Here is an 18,908-nt window from a genome sequence, read left to right as displayed (position 1 = left end):
TCGCGCCGTTGCGGGCATGAGGCGGGGATGATCACCTTCATTCTCGCGCGTGCCGATAACGGCGTTATCGGCATAGACGGCAAGTTGCCCTGGCACCTGCCGGCCGATCTGAAGCGCTTTAAGGCGCTGACGATGGGCAAGCCGATGATCATGGGGCGCAAGACCTTCGAGAGTTTTCCCAGCCCCTTACCCGGCCGGCGCCACATCGTGCTGACGCGCGATGCGGCTTGGTCGGCGGTGGGTGCGGAGGTCGTGCATGCGATCGAGGATGCGATGGCGCTGGCCGGGGAGGATGCGACGGTGATCGGCGGCGCTGAGATCTTCGCGCTGTTTCTGCTTCGCGCCGACCGTATCGAATTGACCGAGGTGCACGCCGCGCCGCAGGGCGACGCTCACGTCCCGCCCTTCACCGGCTGGCAGGAAGTGGCGCGGCAGGATATGCCCGACGAAGGAGATCGGCCCGCTTACAGCTTCGTGACGCTGGAGCGCGGTTGACCGGCAGGAGGGGCGCAGCATGAAGAAATGGCTTTACGGGATCGGCGCGTTGATCGTCGTCGGGGTCGGTGCCTTCCTGATCTTCGCCCCCGGTATCGTCGAGCGATCGATGAACAAGGTCGTGCCCGTCGCGCTGAAGATCACGCCGGAAGCGCGCGCGTTGCATGCGAAGTTGCAGATCGCCGACATGCATGCCGATACGTTGCTGTGGAAACGCGATCTGCTGACGCGGTCGACGCGCGGGCAGGTCGATCTGCCGCGCCTGCTCGAGGGCAATGTTGCGCTGCAGGTGTTCTCGTCGGTCACCAAGACGCCGAAGGGGCAGAATTACGACGCCAATTCCGCCGACACCGACAATATCACTACGCTGGCGATCGCCGATCTCCAGCCGGTGCGGACATGGGATTCCTTGCTCCAGCGCTCGCTGTGGCACGCGACTAAGCTCGATCGCTTCGCCGCCGCGTCCGATGGCAAGTTGCGGGTGATCCACACGCCTGCCGATCTCGACGCGTTGCTGGCGGCCCGCGCGCAGGGCAACAAAGTCACCGGCGGGATGTTGTCCATCGAGGGGTTGCAGGATCTGGAGGGTAAGCTCGCCAATCTGGATACGCTTTATCAGGCCGGCTTCCGCATGGCCGGCATGGCGCATTTCTTCGACAACGAAGTCGCCGGATCGATGCATGGCGAGAAGAAGGGCGGCCTGACCCCGCTCGGCCGGCAGGTGATCGCGCGGATGGAGCAGATCGGCATGATCGTGGACATCGCGCATTCCAGCCACGCGACGATCGCCGAGATCCTGAAGATCGCCACGCGCCCGGTCGTCGCCAGCCATGGCGGCGTGCAGGCGACGTGCAAGGTGAACCGCAACTTGACCGACGACGAGATCCGCGGTGTCGCGGCGACCGGCGGGGTGATCGGCATCGGTTATTGGGATGCGGCCGTGTGTGGCACGTCGCCGGTGCAGGTCGCCGCCGCTATCGCGCATGCGCGGGATGTGGGCGGGATCGATCATGTTGGGCTCGGCTCCGATTTCGATGGCGCGGTAACGACCGGCTTCGACACCAGCCAATTGGCGGCGGTGACGCAGGCGTTGATGGATCGCGGGTTCTCGCGTGGAGATATCGCCAAGGTGATGGGCGGCAACGTATTGCGCGTGCTGCGCGCGGGGATCGTGCCGCGTTCGTCCTCTAGCGCGGTGCCGCACGCGCCCGTATAGCCACGCACATGCAGCGGCTGGACGGCAGCGCAGCGGTCCCCGCCCACCTTGCTGGCGGCATCGTGGCGCTCGGTAATTTCGACGGGTTTCATCTCGGCCATCAGGCGGTGGTCGGTCGCGCGGTTCGGCGTGCGCGGGCCGAGGGGCGGCCGGCTTTGGTCGCGACGTTCGATCCGCATCCGGTGCGCTACTTCAAGCCGGATGCGCCGCCGTTCCGCCTCACCACGCTCGATCAGCGGCAGGAATTGTTCGCGGCTGCCGGTGCAGATGCGATGGTGGTGTTCGATTTCAACCAGGCGTTGGCCCAGCTGACCGCCGAACAGTTCGTGACGGAAAGGTTGATCGGCTGTCTGGGCATTGGCGGCGTAGTGACGGGCGAGGATTTCACCTTCGGCAAGGCCAAGGCAGGCGATGCGCGCGTGCTGGCCGAGTTCGGGACGGCGCTGGGCTTTTCGACGGAGACTGTCGGCGCAGTGATGCTCGATGGCGCGATTGTATCATCGACGCACATTCGCGATGCGCTGATCGCAGGCGATCCGCGCGAAGCAGCACGATTGCTGACGCGGCCGTTCGCAATCCGGGGGATGGTGCAGCATGGCGACAAATTGGGGCGCACGATCGGTTATCCCACGGCGAACGTCGACATGGGCAAATATCTGCGCCCGGCTTACGGCATTTATGCGGTGCGCGGGCGGTTGCCTGACGGGCGCGTGCTGAACGGCGCGGCGAACCTCGGCATCCGCCCGACCTTCGATCCGCCGAAGGAATTGCTGGAGCCGTATTTCTTCGATTTCGCCGAGGATCTGTACGGGCAGGAGATCGAAGTGGAGCTGATCGAATTCCTGCGGCCCGAGGCGAAGTTTGACAGTCTGGAGGCGTTGATGGCTCAGATGGATTCGGATTGCGCGCGGGCTCGCGAGATTTTGAAGTCGTCATCCTGAAACAAGTTCAGCATGACGCAGGAACGATCCCACGCTAAAGCCCGCCTCCTATGACCGACAGCCCCGCCCAAGATTACCGCGACACCGTCTTCCTGCCGAAGACCGATTTCCCCATGAAGGCGGGTCTCGCCCAGAAAGAGCCGGCGATTCTGGCGCGCTGGGCGGCGCTTGGCATCTACGACCGGCTGCGCGAACAGCGTGCCGGGCGCGAGCGGTTCATCCTGCATGACGGCCCGCCCTACGCCAATGGCGACATCCATATGGGCCATGCGATGAACAAGGTGCTGAAGGACATCATCGTCCGCAGCCAATCGTTGATGGGCAAGGATGCGCCGTACGTGCCGGGCTGGGATTGCCACGGCCTGCCGATCGAATGGAAGGTCGAGGAAGCGTATCGCGCGAAGAAGCTCAACAAGGACGAAGTACCGGTCGCGCAGTTCCGCGCCGAATGCCGCGCTTATGCCGAGAAATGGGTCGCGGTGCAGCGTGAACAGTTCGAGCGGCTGGGCGTGATGGGCGACTGGGCCGATCCGTATCTGACGATGAAGTTCGATGCCGAGGCGGCGATCGTGGGCGAGCTGCTGAAGTTCGCGGAGAGCGGCCAATTGTATCGCGGCGCGAAGCCGGTGATGTGGTCGCCGGTCGAGAAGACCGCCTTGGCCGAGGCCGAGGTGGAATATGAGGACGTGGTGTCGACGCAGATCGACGTGGCGTTCGAGATCATGGACGCGCCAAACGCGCCGGAACTGGTCGGCGCGCATGCGGTGATCTGGACGACGACGCCGTGGACGATCCCGGTGAATCAGGCGCTGAGCTATGGGCCGGAGATCGAGTATGTTTTGGGTGAGTGGGAAGGTAGAACTTACCTGTTCGCAGACGATCTAATCGAAAAGGTTTATCAGCGGATCGGACCGGTGCGACTTACTGGCTTCGGATTGGTGGGTAGTAAACTTGAAGGCGCGACCGCGCGCCATCCGATGCACGCGCTTGGCGGTTTCTTCGCCAAGCCGCGGCCGTTCCTGCCCGGCGATTTCGTCACCACCGATGCCGGTACCGGCCTCGTGCACATGGCCCCCGATCATGGCGAGGACGATTTCCTCCTTTGCAAGCAATACGGCATCGATCCGGTCTTTGCGGTCGATGGTGCGGGGATGTACCGCGCCGATTGGGCGTGGCTCGGCGGGCAGGGGAGCGTGATCAATAAGAAGTTCGTCGCTGCCGACGGACCGATCTGTTCGGATCTGCGCGCGGCGGGCGCTTTGCTCGCGGCGAGTGACGATTTCGCGCATTCCTATCCGCATAGCTGGCGCTCGAAGGCGAAGGTCATCTTCCGCGCGACGCCGCAATGGTTCATTCCGATGGATCGGGATACGTCCGCCGCCCCCAACACCGTCATCCCAGCGCATGCTGGGATCTCAGGCGATGGCGCGGGACAGGAGCCGCACGGGACCCCAGCCTTCGCTGGGGTGACGAACGTGGGTAATGGGGCGACCCTGAGAGAGGTGGCGCTAGACGCGATCGCCCGCACCCGCTGGGTGCCGGCGCGATCCGAGAACCGCATCCGCGCGATGGTCGAGGGGCGGCCGGACTGGGTCATCAGCCGCCAGCGGGCGTGGGGCGTGCCGATCGCCTTGTACGTCAACCGCGCGAGCGGCGAATATCTCAACGACGCCGCCGTCAACGCCCGCATCGTCGCCGCATTCAAGGCTGGCGGCGCGGACGCTTGGTTCGCCGCCGATCATCAGGCATTGCTCGGGGCCGACTACAACCTCGCGGATTATGATGTCATCACCGACATTCTCGACGTGTGGTTCGACAGCGGCAGTACGCACGCCTTCGTGATCGAGGCGCGCTATGGCGAGGGCACGCGCGCCAACCTGTATCTCGAAGGGTCAGACCAGCATCGTGGCTGGTTCCAATCCTCGCTGCTGGAATCCTCCGGCACGCGCGGGCGTGCACCGTACGATGCGGTCCTGACCCACGGCTTCGCGCTGGACGGGCAGGGGCGTAAGATGTCGAAATCGCTCGGGAACGTCGTCGATCCGCTGAAGATCATCCAGGAATCGGGTGCCGATATCCTGCGCATGTGGGTCGCCTCGACCGATTATTTCGACGACGTGAAGATCGGCAAGGAAGTGCTCGGCACGGCCAGCGATGCCTATCGCAAGCTGCGCAACACTTTCCGCTATTTGCTCGGCGCGCTGGACGGGTTCAGCGATGCCGAGAAGGTCGCGGTCAAGGACATGCCGGAGCTGGAGCGCTACGTCCTCCACCGCCTCGGCATGATCGACGTCGAACTGAAGACGGCGGCGACGGGGTATGAGTTCAACCGCTATCTGCGCCTGCTGACCGATTTCGCGCAGGACGATCTGTCGGCGTTCTTCTTCGATATCCGCAAGGATTCGCTCTATTGCGACGCCGCGACGGACATCAAGCGGCGGTCGTATCGCACCGTGCTGGATATCCTGTTCCACGCGCTGGTGCGCTATGCTGCGCCGATCCTGTGCTTTACCGCCGAGGAGACTTGGCAGGCGCGTTACCCGAGTGAGGACGGGTCGGTCCATTATCTCGAATGGCCGGAACTGCCGGCGTTGCCCGGGGACGACGCGGCGCTGACGCAATGGGGCGACGTGCGGGCGTTGCGCGTGCAGGTGACCGAGGCGATCGAGCCGTTGCGGCGTGAGAAGCGCGTGCGGTCCAGCCTGGAGGCGGAAGTAACCGTGCCGAAGGCGACGCTGTCGAACGAGGCGCTCGCCGAGCTGTTCATCGTCGCGAAAGTGACGACGGCCGATGAGATCAGCGTGACCCCGACCGACTTCCACAAATGCGGCCGCTGCTGGCGCCATCTGCCCGAGGTGACGGCGGACGGGACGCTCTGCGATCGCTGCACGGAAGTGGTGGCATGAGCGCGCTACCGAAAGCCGGCGTGATCGCCGCAGCGACATTGTTCGTGATCGATCAGGCGGTGAAATATGCCGTCACCGGGCCGCTCGGCATCGATCATTTGGGCGCGTACAGGGAGATCGTGTCGTTCTTCGATCTGCGCTTCGTGCCTAATATCGGCATCTCGCTCGGGCTTTTGCCGGCGGGCGGCGATACGATGCGCTGGGCGCTCGTCGCGCTGACGGCGGCGATCGCGTTCGGCGTAGGCATCTGGATGACGCGCGAGACCAATCGGCAGGACCAGATCGCATTAGGCCTCGTGCTGGGCGGGGCGATCGGCAATATTCTGGATCGTATCCGGTTCGGCTATGTGGTCGATTTCGCCGATCTGCATTTCGGCACATGGCGACCGTTTTTGGTCTTCAATGTCGCGGATGCGGCGATTACGATCGGCGTGCTGGTCTTGCTCGTACGCGCGCTTCTGATACGCGATAAATCCGGGACTGATTCCAGCGACAAGCAGGGGGCCGGTGCGGCACCAGTGGAGAATTCTAATGCGTAAGTTCGTTATAGTCGCCACCGGCCTGGCGCTGGCCGCCACGCTCTCCGCCTGCGGCAAGCGCGGCTACGATCGTGCGCGGCCCGACGAATTCGCCGTCGCGCGCCAGGCGCCGTTGGTGATCCCGCCCGATTTCTCGCTCGTCCCTCCATCCGCCGGGGCGGCACCGACAACGGCGGGCAATCCCAACGCGCAGGCGCTCGACGCCCTGTTCGGTGGCACGGCGGCACGCAGCGCGTCCGAGGGCGCGGTGGTCGATGCGGCGGGCGGCGATACGGCAGCGGACGGCATCCGTTCGGATGCAGGCGATCCCGGCACAAACGTGGTCGACAAGGCCGGCACGACACGCGACATCGTCGCGGCACCGGAAGGCGACGGGCAGGACGCCCGCGCGAGCACCCCGCCGAAGAACTGATCCTGAGCCTGTCGAAGGGCGCGTTCGTGGCACGTGCTTCGGCAAGCTCGGCACGAACGGTCTGTGTGAGGGCAGGCTCACCGAACTGGCACGAAAAAGGGGACGGCCCGTGAGGCCGTCCCCTTCTTTGCGTGTCGGCGATGCTTAGAAGCTGACGCCGATCGAGCCGACGAAGCCGCCGGACGTGATGTTGCGATTGTGGCCGAGGCCATCGACGATGAAGTAGTTCTTGTTGGTGTCGACATAATTGGCACCGACCGTGACGTGGTTCCAAGTGTAGCTCGCGCCCAGCCCCCAGTCGGTATAGCCCTTATACCCGAGCGACAGCACGCTCGGCCCGAAGGTGTGGCCGAGATGCGCGGTCACGCTGAACGGGGTCTTGGGGATCGCGGCCGACAGATCGCCGGCGAGATAGGTGCTGTCCTGGTTATGGACACCGTCGAGCGACTGCGCCGATTGCTTGGGCGTGTAGTTGGCCGTGATCTTGCCGGTCAGCGGGCCATAGGTGGCCGAGACGTCGATATAGGGCTCGACGAAATCGGTCTTGTTGTGGCCGCCGCCGGGATAGTAATAATAGAGTACGCCGCCATCGATCTTCACACCGCTTTTGAAGGTGTGCGAATAGCCGGCGATCAGATCGATCTCCTGATCACTGCCGAAAGCGACATAATCGTCGATCGAGGAGCCCCAGACCGACGCGTACAGGCCGGATTCGTGCGTGATCGTGAAGGTGCCCTGAAGAGCGACCTTCTTGTCGGTCTGCGAGATGCCGCGGAAGCGGTAATCGGAGACGACCGTCGCGCCGCCGGTGACGGTGATCGCCGGCGGAGGTGCGGTCGGCCCAGCCGCATCCTGTGCGAATGCGGGGGTGGCGGTGGCGAGCAGCAGTGCGCTCAGGCTTAGCGTGGAAATGCGCATCAATGTCCCTTTCGACGTAGAAATGCGTGTAGTCCCCGCCTGCTTCGTCAAGATTTGCCGCATCTGTCGGGCGCTGGAAGCACCCCGCGCGGCTGATCCCCGACGCAACGCAATTGCCGAATGACGCTGCACTGCACAACTTAATTCTGAAACGTGTCCGAAACATTGCTGTTGTGTTGCTGGCGCGCCACAGTGGCGTGGTGGCTCATCGCGCATTCATCTTTGGCGGTTGGTGCGGCGCGGTGGGAGCTCGCTAAGCTGCCGAGCCACTCTCCACCGTTTCTCCGCCGTTCGTGCTGAGCTTGTCGAAGCACGTGCCCTGAGCACGCCTTTGACAGGCTCAGGACGAACGGTTGGGTTATTCGAGGGTGTTAAGCTGTAGCCGCGTCGAACCGTGCGAGGCCGGCGGCAAGGTCTGCGATCAGATCGTCCGGGTCCTCTAGGCCGATCTGCAGACGGACTATCGGCCCGGCATCGTCGCGCTTCGTGACGCTGCGATAGCGCTGCGGATCGACCGGCAGCGCGAGGCTTTCGAACCCGCCCCAGCTATAGCCGATGCCGAACAGGTCGAGCCCGTCGATCAGCGCCGCACGGCTTTCTTCGCTGCCACCGTTCAGGACGAAGGAGAACAGCCCGGACGCGCCTTTGAAGTCGCGCAGGAAATGTTCATGGCCAGGACAGCCGGGCAGGGCGGGGTGCAGCACCGTTGCGACCTGGGGCTGTTCGGCCAGCCAATGCGCGATCCTGAGCGCGCTTGCCTCGTGCTGCTTCAGCCGTATCGCCATCGTACGCAGGCCGCGTGAGCCGAGCCAGCAATCGTCGGGGCTGGCGACCTGGCCCAATTGGAAGCTGGTGTCGCGCAGTCTGGCGAAATGCCCCGCTGCGGCGGTGACCGACCCGAGCATCACGTCCGAATGGCCCACGACATATTTGGTGCAGGCGAGGATCGTCAGGTCCACACCCTTCGCGATCGCCGGGAAAAGCAGCGGCGTGGCCCAGGTGTTGTCGAGCAACGTCGTGACGCCGCGCGCTTTCGCTGCAGCGACGATGGCGGGCACGTCCTGCACCTCGAAGGTCAGGCTGCCGGGGCTTTCCATCAGGATCGCACGGGTGTTCTCGCCGATCAGGTCGGCGATGCCGGCCCCGATCAGCGGATCGTAGAACCGCGTCCCGATCCCCATCCGCTTGAGCAGGCCCATTGCCAGCCCGCGCGTCGGATCATAGGCGCTGTCGGGCGCGAGCAGTTCGTCGCCCGGTGACAGGACCGCCAGCAAGGCGGCGGCGATCGCCGCGACGCCCGAGCAATAGAGGAAGGTGCCGTCCGCACCGGGCTCCAGCTCGGTCAGCGCGTCGGCCAGCGCCCATTGCGTCGGCGTGCCCTTGCGGCCGTAGAACAAGCGGTGGTGCGTGTTCGACCCGCGCTCGCGCAGGCTGGCGACGTCGTCGTACAGGATCGTCGACGCGCGCCATACCGGCGGGTTGACGATCCCGCCGGTCCATTCCTTGCGGCGGCCCGCATTGACGACGCGCGTAGCGTCCTCGACGGGCCGGTCGCCGTCGTCGCTGTTCACGCCGCGCCGGTCGCCTTGGGCGTGTCGCTCGCCGCACCCCATTCGGACCAGCTGCCGTCATAGACCGCCGCTTCGTTGCCGAGCAGGTGTGCGCCGAAGGCCAGCACCGATGCGGTGATGCCCGAACCGCAGGTGGTGACGAGCGGCTTGGCGAGATCGATCCCCGCGCCTTCGAATTCGGCCTTCAGCGCGTCGCCGGTCTTGTAGGTGCCGTCTTCGTTGAACAGCTCGCCGACCGGCAGGTTCTTCGAACCCGGGATATGCCCGGCATGCGTCGCTGCGCGCGGATCGGGTTCCTCGCCGGTGAAGCGCGCGGCGGAGCGGGCGTCGAGCACCTGTTCCGCCTTGCTGTCGATATTCGCCTTCAGCTGATCCTTGCTGCGCACGCCCTTGTCGTCGGCCCAGACGGTGAAGTGGCGATGGCGCAGTTGTTCCTTGCCGCTGGCGACCTCGCGGCCCTCGGACTGCCACTTGGCAAGGCCGCCATCCAGGATCGCCACGTCATGCGCGCCGAAGGTGCGGAGCATGAACCAGGCGCGCGCGGCGGTGTGATAGGGGGAATTGTCGTACAGCACGATGCGGCTGCCATCGCCCAGGCCGAGCGATTGCATGCGGCTGGCGAACTTTTCCGGTGCCGGCAGCATCGAGGGCAGATCGCTGGACGTGTCGGCGATCTCGCCCAGATCCATGAACACTGCGCCGGGGATATGCGCCTTCTCATATTCGGCCGCCGCGTCGCGATCTCCGAAGCCGGCGAAATAGGTCGCGTCCACGATGCGCAGATCGTTCGCGCCCAGTTCGCCTGCCAGCCATTCCGTCGTTACCAGCGAGTCCATGCAGTCTCTCCAAAGTGCCGTTTGAGCCTCCCTAGCCAGTGCCGGGCGCGCCGTCGAGTGAAGCCGGGGGTCGATAGACGCGGAATGTGGCGCATGCGTTCCAATTTGGCGTGCGATTGCTTAGATAGGTCCGCATGACACCCCCGAACTCCTTGGCCCATCTCGGCAAGACCAGCGCGCTCCCGGCCTCTCCGGAGGAGGCGATCCTCGATTACGTGCCCAATCCTCGTACCGGGCGGCCGTATCTGGTGCGTTTCACCGCGCCGGAATTCACCTCGCTTTGCCCGGTGACGGCGCAGCCTGATTTCGCGCATCTGGTGATCGATTACGCGCCCGCCGCGACGATCGTGGAATCGAAGTCCCTGAAGCTGTTCCTGGGCGCGTTCCGCAATCATCAGGCGTTTCATGAGGATTGCACCGTCGGCATCGGCGAGCGTCTGTTCGCGGAGATGCAGCCGTTATGGCTGCGCATCGGCGGCTATTGGTATCCGCGCGGTGGCATTCCGATCGACGTGTTCTGGCAGTCTGGCGCGCCACCCCAGGGGCTGTGGCTGCCGTCGCAAGATGTGCCGGGGTATCGCGGGAGAGGCTAAATCAGAATCGTTTCGTCGCGCGAATCCGTTCATCGGGCGTCAATATTGATCGCAATCAATCAGAATCCTTCCCATTCCCGCGTTGCACTGCAACATCATTGCAACCATATTGTTTCCAGGCCGTTCGAGGGAGGCAGAGTCGGGGCTCCCAGTCCCAATTCCACATCAGAGGTAGCATGATGGCGTACGCGGCAGAGGCAGGTTCCGGCATCGATCACATCGCGCTGATCGGCAATTTCCTGCCGCGTAAATGCGGCCTTGCAACATATACCACCGATACGTTCACGGCGCTGAAGGCGCGTTTCCCGGACATGCAGGTCGACGTCTATGCCATGGACGACCATCCGGGGCTGTATGACTACCCGTCCGAAGTGACGATGAGCATCCCCGATCAGGATCGTATGTCCTACCTCGCCGCCGCCCGTGCGATCGAGACGAGCGGGGCCAAGGCGATCTGGTTGCAGCACGAATATGGTATCTTCGGTGGCGCGGCGGGGGAGATGATCCTCCAGTTGCTTGATCGCGTATCGATTCCGGTGATCGTCACGTTGCACACGATCCTTGAAAAGCCGAGCGCCGACGAGCGCCGTGTGATGGAGGGCCTGTTGCGTCGCGCGTCGCGCGTCATCGTGATGGCCGAGCGTGGGCGCGAGATCCTGGAGCGCGTCTATGGCGCGAGCGGTCGAAGCGTGGTGATGATCCCGCACGGTGTGCCGGATCGCGATTTCGTCGATCCGAACAGCCTGAAGGCGCAGTTCGGCTGGGAAGGTCGCAAGGTCGTACTGACTTTCGGCCTGCTCGCACCGAACAAGGGCATTGAGACGTTGATCGAGGCGATGCCGGCGATCGTCGAGGCGCACCCGGACGTGTTGTATGCCGTGCTCGGCGCGACGCATCCGAACCTCGTCGCGCATGAAGGCGAGAAGTATCGCGACCGGTTGAAGACGTTGGCCGCCAATCTTGGCGTCGGGGCGAACGTCGAGTTCATCGATGCGTTTCTAGAGCATAACGAGTTGATCGATTATCTGCAGGCGGCTGATATCTATGCCACGCCGTACAGCAATCCGGCGCAGATCACGTCGGGCACGCTCAGCTATGCGGTCGGTGTCGGCAAGGCAGTGGTTTCGACGCCTTATGTGCATGCGACGGAAATATTGGCCGATGGCCACGGCGTGTTGGTCGATTTCGGGGACAGTGCGGCCTTCGCGCGCGAGATCAACCTGTTGCTGGGCAGCGATCGTAACCGCACGCGCCTGTCCGAGCGTGCCTATGCGCGCGGCCGCACGATGATCTGGCCGGTGCTGGCCGAAACGGCGGTGCGTGAGATCGCCGGGATGGTCGCCGCCAAACCCCGGCGCCTGCCAAAAAGCGCCAGCGTCGCTGCGCTCAAGCCCGACTTTTCCGCCGTCGAGCGGATGAGCGATTCGACCGGCATGTTGCAGCATTCGATCTATTCGATCCCGGATCGCCGCCACGGATATTGTATCGACGACAATGTCCGTGCGCTGATGCTGCTGACGCGGATGGACGATCTCGACGAGACGACGCGAGACAAGTGGATGACGATCTATCAGTCATTCATCCAATATGCCTGGAACCCGGATGTGCGGCGTTTCCGCAATTTCATGAATTTCGATCGCACCTGGTGCGAGGAATTCGGGTCGGAGGATTCGAACGGTCGTACGCTCTGGGCGCTCGGCGTCACCGCGCGCGATGCGACGCAGGCGAAGCATCGCGACTGGGCGATGTCGATGTTCGACATGACGGCGTCGCTGGCGCTCGATCTCGGTTCGCCGCGCGCGCATGCCTTCTGCATGCTGGGTGCGGCGGCGGTGCTCGAGGCGCATCCCGGCCATGCGCTCGCGCAGCAGATCCTGGCGCGCTTCTCCGACGAATTGCTGGCCTTGCTCGCCGTGGCGCGCCGCCCGGAATGGGAATGGTTCGAGATCGTGCTGGCCTATGACAATGCGCGTCTGCCCGAAGGCATGATCCGCGCCGGCATCGCGCTGAAGCGCGACGATCTGGTCAAGTCCGGCCTCGATACGCTCGACTGGATCATCGGCAGGCAGACCTCGCCCGAAGGACGTTTCCGCGCGGTGGGCACCGAAAGCTTCGGACGTGTCTATGCCGAGCCGCTGCCGTTCGATCAGCAGCCTCTGGAGGCACAGGCCACCGTCGATGCGTGTGTCGCGGCCTATGATGCGACCGCCGATCTGCGCTGGGTCGAGGAGGCGAACCGCGCGTATCGCTGGTATCTCGGCCAAAACGATCTCGACATGCCGTTGGCGACGAAGGCCGATGGCGGCTGTTTCGATGGCCTGATGCCGACCGGATTGAACCGAAATCAGGGTGCGGAGTCGATTCTGGCACTGCAATTGGCCTCTTGCGCCATTTCTGGGCTTTCAAAGCGCGTCGAAAGCGTGGCAGGACCGTCTAGCGCCGTCGCTTAGCCTCGCTAGCGACGCCGCGTTTGAAGGCGTCGAAGCGAGGAAGTCCGTGTCAGAGTTGTTCCATCACGCATTGCGTCTTCACGCGGACCCGTCACGGGTCGTTGTGCGTCCGTTCCATTTGGCCTGGGCCGGCAATGGCGGCAGCCGCACCGAGCGCCTCGTGCGCGAAGTGCTGGAGATGGACACGCAACAGACGCGCGCCGAGCTGGAAATCGTGCTGAAGGATTTCGAGGCGCGCCACTGGCAGACGCGCCGCGTGTTCATGACCCGCTATGACGAGATCGAAGCGATGCTCGATCTGGATGGCAGCGAGATCGGCGACGAGAAGCGCCAGCTGATCGGTGCCTATTTCTGCCACGAATATTCCTATGCCGCCGCGGCGCTGATGAACCCCAGCGCGACGCCGCATTTCGATCAGTCGGGCATGCCGGCGGGATCGCTGCGTATCCTGATGTCCTTACGGGCGGTGGGCGAGGGGCACATTTCTTCGGTCGCGTTCCGCGAAGGGATCATTACCGACCAGAACCAGTTGAAGCTCGCGCCAGAGCCGCCCTTCGCCACCGCCACCGATGCGATCGGCGTGGAGGAGGAAGCGATACCGGCTGGGCCAATCACGGTGTATCGTCACCGCGACTCCACGCTGTCGGGCACGGTTATCTTCCCGATCACTGCGGCGCAATCGAAGGGGCTGGAGGATCTGCGCCTCGTCCAGTTCACGCATGATGACGGATCGATCGAATGGCTCGGCACCTACACGGCTTATAACGGCTCGCAGATCCAGTCGGAGTTGATGCGGACGCGCGATTTCCGGGCGTTCGATCTGGTGCCGATGTCCGGCCCGGCTAGCCGCAACAAGGGCATGGCGCTGTTCCCGCGCAAGGTGAACGGCAAATATCTGATGATCGGGCGGCAGGATGGCGAGAACCTGTTCCTGCTCGAATCCGACACGCTGACGCACTGGGAGGAGGGCACGCGGCTGCTCGAACCCAAATATCCGTGGGAGCTGGTACAGATCGGCAATTGCGGTCCGCCGATCGAGCTGGACGAGGGTTGGCTGCTGCTCACCCACGGTGTGGGCGCGATGCGGAAATATTCGATCGGCGCGGTGCTGCTGGACAAGGACGATCCCTCCAAGGTGATCGGCCGGACGATCCAGCCGATCCTCGCGGCGGCGGATCAGGACCGCGAGGGGTATGTGCCCAACGTCGTCTATACCTGCGGCGCGATCCGGCATGGCGATACGTTGTTCGTGCCCTACGGCGTGGCGGACAGTTCGGTGGCGTTTGCGTTCATTCCGATCAGCACGATGCTGGCGGAGATGGCGGCGGGGTAAGGAAGCCAGCCTTGGTGCAGCCTGGGAAACATCATTGAGCGCGATAGTCAGTAGTCTTATTGGAGGCGTCATTGCTGTCGGCTTTACTGCCCTTGCGGCTCGAACGCATGGGAAGGGGCAGCTAACGCCAGATGGCTGGAAGAGATTGCGTGCGGGCTGGCTGCTAAAAGGGACCATTTTCGGAAGCGCTTCACTAGTTGCGGTAATGGCGTACCTGTTGCTCAGCGGTGGGTCCACGCGGCCCGATGCTGCCGAACAGAACGGCTATGTGGCGATCCTTGTTGTCGGGTTCGGCGCGATAGCTTGTTATACGTTTTGGTCCGCATATGGGCGAGTGATTGCTTGGCGGGGAAACGAATTGCGCGTGCGTAGTTTAACGGGGCGCGAATTTTCCCAAAAAATTTCTGACATCACCGGGATCATAAAGAGCGAGATGCGAGGCGAATATCGTTTGTCGTTCCAAGATGGCTCAAGGCTTTGGCTATCGGCTTATTTACACGGCGCGGAAGAGCTTGTCGCCACCCTGCCACTGTCGACGGACGATTGCTGAAAATAAGATTTGCTGCTGGCCAAGGGAAGGCGATGCTCCTTATTCGCTAGGCCGACAACCCCCGCGTCCGCCGATACAAACCCCAGATCAGCACCACGAACAGCACCGGTGCCGCCCACAGTGCCGTCCCCTCGAACCCCGCGTCCACCACGGCCAGCGGCGCGTCGATGGCGGGGATGGGGCCGGAGCGGTTGGCCCAGGCGACAATGCCGGCGAAGGCGACGCCGAACAGGCTTTCGCCGACGATCAGGCCGGTTGCGGCGAGCACACCCATGCGTTCGGCGAAGTCGGGGTTGGGCGAGGCCTTGGCCCAGCGGTTGTAATAATGGCCGATCACCGCGCCGATCGGAATCAACAACGTGAGCGACATCGGCAGGTAGATGCCCATGCCGACCGCGAGCGGGGGCAGGCGCATCTTGCCGGTGCGGCCAAGCAGTTCGTCGAGCGCGATCACCACCACGCCGATCAGCGCGCCCGATCCGATCAGGCTCCAGTCGAGATCGCCGCCCAGCACGCCCTTGGCGAGGCTGGAGATGAGCGCCGCCTGCGGGGCCGACAATGCGTTCGGCCCGGCATTCGGCATGCCAACGAAGCCCAACGTGTCCTTGAGCAGGTTGAGCACGACCGGGATGACCAGCGAGCCGAAGATCACGCCCAGCACCAAAGCGACTTGCTGCTTCCACGGCGTCGCGCCAACCAATTGGCCGGTCTTCAGATCCTGAAGATTGTCGTTGGAGATCGTCGCCACCGAGAACACGATCGCGGTGGTGAACAGGGCGTAGGCAACCAAGGCGTTGGCGCGCGACGGATCCACGCCGTGCCCGAACACCGCGACCAGCAGCAACGATGCGCCCAGCACCGCGAGGATGCCGACGCCCGACACCGGCGAGTTCGACGCGCCGATCAAGCCGGCCATATAGCCGCATACCGCCGCGATCAGGACGCCCGCGATCAGGATGAAGATCAGCGTCCCGCCGATCACGGCAAGCGGATGTTCGTGCACCGGCCCGCCGGCGGAGAAGGTCCATAACAGCCAAGCGATCGGCGGCAGGGTGAGCAGGACCGAGATAGCGACGATGCCGATCGGCAGATCGCGTTCGGTCAGCTCCAGCGTCTCGCCATCCGAGCGGGCGCGCGACGCGGCCATTGCCGAGCGCAGACCGCCGATGATCGGCCCGACGATGCGCAGCAGCGACCAGATCGCCGCCACTCCGATCGTGCCCGCGCCGATGAAGCGCACCTGGCCGCGGAACACGCCGCTGACCACGGTATCGATCGGCGCGGTGAAGGCGTTGCCGGCGGTGAGATACGGCACCAGCCCGACCCAGGCGATCAGCAGCCCGACGAACATCGCCACGCCGACCGACAGGCCGACGAGATGCCCGACGCCGATCAGCGCCATCGAATAGCTGCCCGAAACCCCGCTCGCGCTGCCGCCGACGCGGAAGTTCTTGGCGGCCTCCGCCGCGACCAGCTTCATCGCGGCGAGCAGGGCGAAGCCCGCCGAAACGACCGATCCGAAGACGATGACGCGCAGGCCCTTGGCGTTCTCGACATCGCCCGCAGCGGATTCGGTGCCGACCTTCAGCACTTCGGCAGCGGCGACGCCTTCGGGATAGGGCAGGTCCGATCCCGTCACCAAAGCGCGGCGGAGCGGGACGGAGAACATCACGCCCAGAATACCGCCGGCCATGCAGACGAACGCGGTGGTCCAGAACGGAAAGCCGCTCCACCACCCGACCAGAATGAGGCCCGGCAGCACGAAGATGATCGCCGCCAGCGTGCCGGCCGCGCTGGCGATGGTCTGAACGATGTTGTTTTCGAGGATGTTCGAATTGGGCAGGAAACGCAGGATCGCCATCGAGATCACCGCCGCCGGGATCGACGTGGCGAAGGTCAGCCCGATCTTCAACCCGAGATAGACGTTGGCCGCAGTGAACAATACCGTGATCAGCGCGCCGAGGACGATACCCCGCAGCGTCAGTTCGGCGAGCGGGCGGGCGGGGGTAGCGGTGCGCGTGTCGGTCATGATGCTATCGTGGCACAGCGGCGGGGCGGGGGGACAGTGTTTTTTCGGCGGCGAGACCACCGTCTAACCTCTACGCCTGCACGCGATCTTACTCCCCGAAGCCGTCGTTCAGGAACGCATCGGCGAGCGCGCAATGCATCGCCACGCCCTTGGCCATCACGCTTTCGTCGATCGTCATCTTCGTATTGTGCAACGGCGGATTGGTGCGCGGATCGGTGCCCTCCGGCGCGACGCCGACGAACGCCATAGCGCCGGGAATATCGCGCAGGACGTAGGAGAAATCCTCGCCGCCCATCATCGGCGCGGGCATCGTGACATAGCCGCCGTCTCCGCCCATGCGCGTTGCGATGTCGCGGATCAGCGCCACGGCGCGCGGATCGTTCTGCGTCACCGGATAGCCTTCGTCGATGCGCAGATGGCCGGTGCAGCCGTGCGCGGCGGAGACATGTTCGACGATGCGGGCCAGACCGTCCTTTGCTTTCACGCGGGTCGCGTTGGAGAGGGTGCGCAGGGTGCCGAGCATCTGCACCTCGTCCGGCACGATATTATAGGCCGAACCGGCGGTGATCTTGGTGATCGACAGGACGGCGGGATCGGTGACCGCGATCTGCCGCGCGACGAAGGTGGAGAGCGCGGTGACGATCTCGCATGCGACCGGGATCGGATCGAGCCCGTCCTGCGGCATGGCGGCATGCGCGCCGGCACCGCGAACGGTGATGTTGATCGCATCGGTCGAGGCGAGCAGCGGGCCGGCGCGGCTGACGAACACGCCGGACGGCATGTTGGGCGAGATGTGCAGCGCGAATGCCGCCTCGGGCGCTGGATTCGCGAGCAGGCCATCCTCGATCATGAAGCGCGCGCCGTGATGGCCTTCCTCGCCGGGCTGGAACATGAAAACGATCGTGCCGGGCAGGTCGTCCTTCCGTGCGCACAAGGCCCGCGCCGCGCCGACCAGCATCGCAGTGTGCGAATCATGGCCACAGGCGTGCATCGCGCCGGGCACCTGGCTGGCGAAGGGCAGGCCGGTTTCCTCCTGCATCGGCAGCGCATCGTGGTCGCCCCGCAACAGGACGGTGCGGCCATTGTCGCGCCCGCCGCGCAGGATCGCAACGAAGCCGGTGGTGCTGGTGCTGTCGCGGATCTCGAGTGGCAGCCCGGCGAGCGCGGCCTTGATCTTGTCGGCCGTGCGCGGGCAGTGCAGCCCGATCTCCGGATCGGCATGAATCGCGCGGCGCAGGGCGATCGCGTCGGTCAGTTCGGCTTCGCCGATGGCGGTCCAGTCGATCGGGGATTGGAGGGTCATGATTGGAATCCTTGCGGGAATTTCCGTCAGACTAGGCCCATCTGGCGCGCGGCGAAAGTATCGGGTTCGTATCCGGTTTGGGTGGCGCGAAATGCGGCTATGTTTTTAGCGGCCCTCCCAAATCATGCTGAACTTGTTTCAGCATCCAGGCGCGTTCGTACGCCACGAAGACCTTGTCAGATTTGGTTGCTGGCCGCGCATGGATCCTGAAACGAGTTCAGGATGACGTCGTTTTTGGGACGAGCGAGGTGCGCCTTACTCCGCCGGTGGCGGATCCCCGGCGGCGATGGCGATGGCGTTGGTGCGAACGCGCTGGCCGTTGGTGAAGGTGAACAGCAACGGCACTTTCGAACCACGCTTGATGCCGGGGTTCATGTCGAACAGCATGACGTGCTTGCCGCCGGGCGCGAACTTCACCTCGCCGTGCGCGGGGAGGGGGACGGGCTGGATCGGCTTCATCGACATCATCGTGCCCGACTTCATCGATTCATGCATTTCGGATCGGATTGCGACCGTGCTTTCGACGCTCATCAACGTCACGTCGGCGGGGCCGCCCTTGAGCGTGAAGTAAGCGGCAGCGGGATTGCGCGGCACGGCCGACAGCCGGACATAGGCGCCCTCCGCAGCGATCTGAGCGGGCGGGCTGCACCCGGCGAGTGCAAATGTCGTGACGAGGATGGGCAACAAGGCGCGCAAAGCTGGCTCCCGCTTCGGGATGGTTCAAGCGACTCTAAGGCCGCGACAATCTTGCGGCAAGCGAAAGCCCCCCTATATCGCCTTCAGCAGCGTGCCGCGGGCCCTTGAAAAAGGTTCCGT

General features: G+C 64.2%; 16 protein-coding genes. 10 read left to right on the top strand and 6 right to left on the bottom strand.

Annotation, left to right across the window (positions count from 1 at the left end; genetic code table 11):
* The first annotated feature begins 27 nt into the window (after nt 1-27).
* From U1738_RS06210 to U1738_RS06185, 6 genes are read left to right on the top strand one after another with little or no spacing between them, the layout of a single operon-like run.
* Nucleotides 28-495: a dihydrofolate reductase gene (locus U1738_RS06210; protein ID WP_332788132.1), complete on the top strand. Its 468-nt coding sequence runs from the start codon at nt 28-30 to the stop codon at nt 493-495.
* Between the two features lie 19 nt (nt 496-514).
* The gene (locus U1738_RS06205; protein WP_332788131.1) at nt 515-1,711 is read left to right on the top strand and encodes a dipeptidase; all 1,197 of its coding nucleotides are present in this window, start codon (nt 515-517) and stop codon (nt 1,709-1,711) included.
* Between the two features lie 8 nt (nt 1,712-1,719).
* The gene (locus U1738_RS06200) at nt 1,720-2,652 is read left to right on the top strand and encodes a bifunctional riboflavin kinase/FAD synthetase (RefSeq protein WP_332788130.1); all 933 of its coding nucleotides are present in this window, start codon (nt 1,720-1,722) and stop codon (nt 2,650-2,652) included.
* Between the two features lie 50 nt (nt 2,653-2,702).
* Nucleotides 2,703-5,558: an isoleucine--tRNA ligase gene (gene ileS / locus U1738_RS06195; RefSeq protein WP_332788129.1), complete on the top strand. Its 2,856-nt coding sequence runs from the start codon at nt 2,703-2,705 to the stop codon at nt 5,556-5,558.
* Nucleotides 5,555-6,097, top strand: a complete 543-nt coding sequence (lspA, locus tag U1738_RS06190; RefSeq protein WP_332788128.1) for a signal peptidase II — start codon at nt 5,555-5,557, stop codon at nt 6,095-6,097. Before ileS ends, lspA begins: the two co-directional genes overlap by 4 nt.
* Complete coding sequence (locus U1738_RS06185) at nt 6,090-6,509, top strand: DUF3035 domain-containing protein (RefSeq protein ID WP_332788127.1); 420 nt, start codon at nt 6,090-6,092, stop codon at nt 6,507-6,509. The genes lspA and U1738_RS06185 overlap by 8 nt, the downstream gene beginning before the upstream one ends.
* Nucleotides 6,510-6,653: 144 nt before the next feature.
* Here U1738_RS06185 and U1738_RS06180 read toward each other — a convergent pair whose 3' ends face one another.
* The 3 genes from U1738_RS06180 to sseA form a co-directional block, all read right to left on the bottom strand.
* Entirely contained in the window at nt 6,654-7,427 is a 774-nt protein-coding gene (locus tag U1738_RS06180) for a TorF family putative porin (protein ID WP_332788126.1), read from the bottom strand.
* Between the two features lie 371 nt (nt 7,428-7,798).
* A complete protein-coding gene (gene metC / locus U1738_RS06175; RefSeq protein ID WP_332788125.1) occupies nt 7,799-9,040 on the bottom strand; it encodes a cystathionine beta-lyase in 1,242 nt (413 codons plus the stop codon).
* Entirely contained in the window at nt 8,995-9,834 is an 840-nt protein-coding gene (sseA, locus tag U1738_RS06170; RefSeq protein WP_332788124.1) for a 3-mercaptopyruvate sulfurtransferase, read from the bottom strand. Before sseA ends, metC begins: the two co-directional genes overlap by 46 nt.
* A 134-nt stretch (nt 9,835-9,968) precedes the next feature.
* Between sseA and queF the strand changes: the two genes are divergently transcribed.
* The 4 genes from queF to U1738_RS06150 all read left to right on the top strand — a co-directional run bounded on the left by queF (nt 9,969) and on the right by U1738_RS06150 (nt 14,760).
* Nucleotides 9,969-10,427: a preQ(1) synthase gene (gene queF / locus U1738_RS06165; RefSeq protein ID WP_332788123.1), complete on the top strand. Its 459-nt coding sequence runs from the start codon at nt 9,969-9,971 to the stop codon at nt 10,425-10,427.
* Nucleotides 10,428-10,606: 179 nt separating this feature from the next.
* The gene (locus tag U1738_RS06160; protein ID WP_332788122.1) at nt 10,607-12,877 is read left to right on the top strand and encodes a glycosyltransferase family 4 protein; all 2,271 of its coding nucleotides are present in this window, start codon (nt 10,607-10,609) and stop codon (nt 12,875-12,877) included.
* 46 nt (nt 12,878-12,923) lie between these two features.
* Nucleotides 12,924-14,210: a glycoside hydrolase family 130 protein gene (locus U1738_RS06155; RefSeq protein ID WP_332788121.1), complete on the top strand. Its 1,287-nt coding sequence runs from the start codon at nt 12,924-12,926 to the stop codon at nt 14,208-14,210.
* A 34-nt stretch (nt 14,211-14,244) separates the two neighbouring features.
* A complete protein-coding gene (locus U1738_RS06150) occupies nt 14,245-14,760 on the top strand; it encodes a hypothetical protein (protein WP_332788120.1) in 516 nt (171 codons plus the stop codon).
* Between the two features lie 46 nt (nt 14,761-14,806).
* Here the strand turns inward: U1738_RS06150 and U1738_RS06145 are convergent, their stop codons facing one another.
* The 3 genes from U1738_RS06145 to U1738_RS06135 all read right to left on the bottom strand — a co-directional run bounded on the left by U1738_RS06145 (nt 14,807) and on the right by U1738_RS06135 (nt 18,779).
* Nucleotides 14,807-16,789: an OPT family oligopeptide transporter gene (locus tag U1738_RS06145; protein ID WP_332788119.1), complete on the bottom strand. Its 1,983-nt coding sequence runs from the start codon at nt 16,787-16,789 to the stop codon at nt 14,807-14,809.
* A gap of 88 nt (nt 16,790-16,877) precedes the next feature.
* Nucleotides 16,878-18,092 (bottom strand): M20 metallopeptidase family protein, encoded by a 1,215-nt coding sequence (locus tag U1738_RS06140; RefSeq protein WP_332788118.1) that lies wholly within the window; start codon nt 18,090-18,092, stop codon nt 16,878-16,880.
* Nucleotides 18,093-18,347: 255 nt separating this feature from the next.
* Nucleotides 18,348-18,779 (bottom strand): copper chaperone PCu(A)C, encoded by a 432-nt coding sequence (locus U1738_RS06135; protein ID WP_332788117.1) that lies wholly within the window; start codon nt 18,777-18,779, stop codon nt 18,348-18,350.
* Between the last annotated feature and the right edge of the window lie 129 nt (nt 18,780-18,908).

Source organism: Parasphingomonas caseinilytica (assembly GCF_036663755.1).
In the GTDB taxonomy this organism is placed as follows: Bacteria; Pseudomonadota; Alphaproteobacteria; order Sphingomonadales; family Sphingomonadaceae; genus Sphingomonas.
This window is presented reverse-complemented; position numbering and strand designations above follow the sequence as displayed.

Bases quoted from the DNA above. Each gene is read 5' to 3' on its own strand.
- queF (WP_332788123.1), top strand. From the start codon at position 9,969: ATGACACCCCCGAACTCCTTGGCCCATCTCGGCAAGACCAGCGCGCTC.
- U1738_RS06185 (WP_332788127.1), top strand. From the start codon at position 6,090: ATGCGTAAGTTCGTTATAGTCGCCACCGGCCTGGCGCTGGCCGCCACG.
- sseA (WP_332788124.1), bottom strand. From the start codon at position 9,834: ATGGACTCGCTGGTAACGACGGAATGGCTGGCAGGCGAACTGGGCGCG.
- U1738_RS06140 (WP_332788118.1), bottom strand. From the start codon at position 18,092: ATGACCCTCCAATCCCCGATCGACTGGACCGCCATCGGCGAAGCCGAA.
- U1738_RS06160 (WP_332788122.1), top strand. From the start codon at position 10,607: ATGGCGTACGCGGCAGAGGCAGGTTCCGGCATCGATCACATCGCGCTG.
- U1738_RS06210 (WP_332788132.1), top strand. From the start codon at position 28: ATGATCACCTTCATTCTCGCGCGTGCCGATAACGGCGTTATCGGCATA.
- U1738_RS06200 (WP_332788130.1), top strand. From the start codon at position 1,720: ATGCAGCGGCTGGACGGCAGCGCAGCGGTCCCCGCCCACCTTGCTGGC.
- U1738_RS06180 (WP_332788126.1), bottom strand. From the start codon at position 7,427: ATGCGCATTTCCACGCTAAGCCTGAGCGCACTGCTGCTCGCCACCGCC.
- U1738_RS06145 (WP_332788119.1), bottom strand. From the start codon at position 16,789: ATGACCGACACGCGCACCGCTACCCCCGCCCGCCCGCTCGCCGAACTG.
- metC (WP_332788125.1), bottom strand. From the start codon at position 9,040: ATGGGGTGCGGCGAGCGACACGCCCAAGGCGACCGGCGCGGCGTGAAC.
- ileS (WP_332788129.1), top strand. From the start codon at position 2,703: ATGACCGACAGCCCCGCCCAAGATTACCGCGACACCGTCTTCCTGCCG.
- lspA (WP_332788128.1), top strand. From the start codon at position 5,555: ATGAGCGCGCTACCGAAAGCCGGCGTGATCGCCGCAGCGACATTGTTC.
- U1738_RS06205 (WP_332788131.1), top strand. From the start codon at position 515: ATGAAGAAATGGCTTTACGGGATCGGCGCGTTGATCGTCGTCGGGGTC.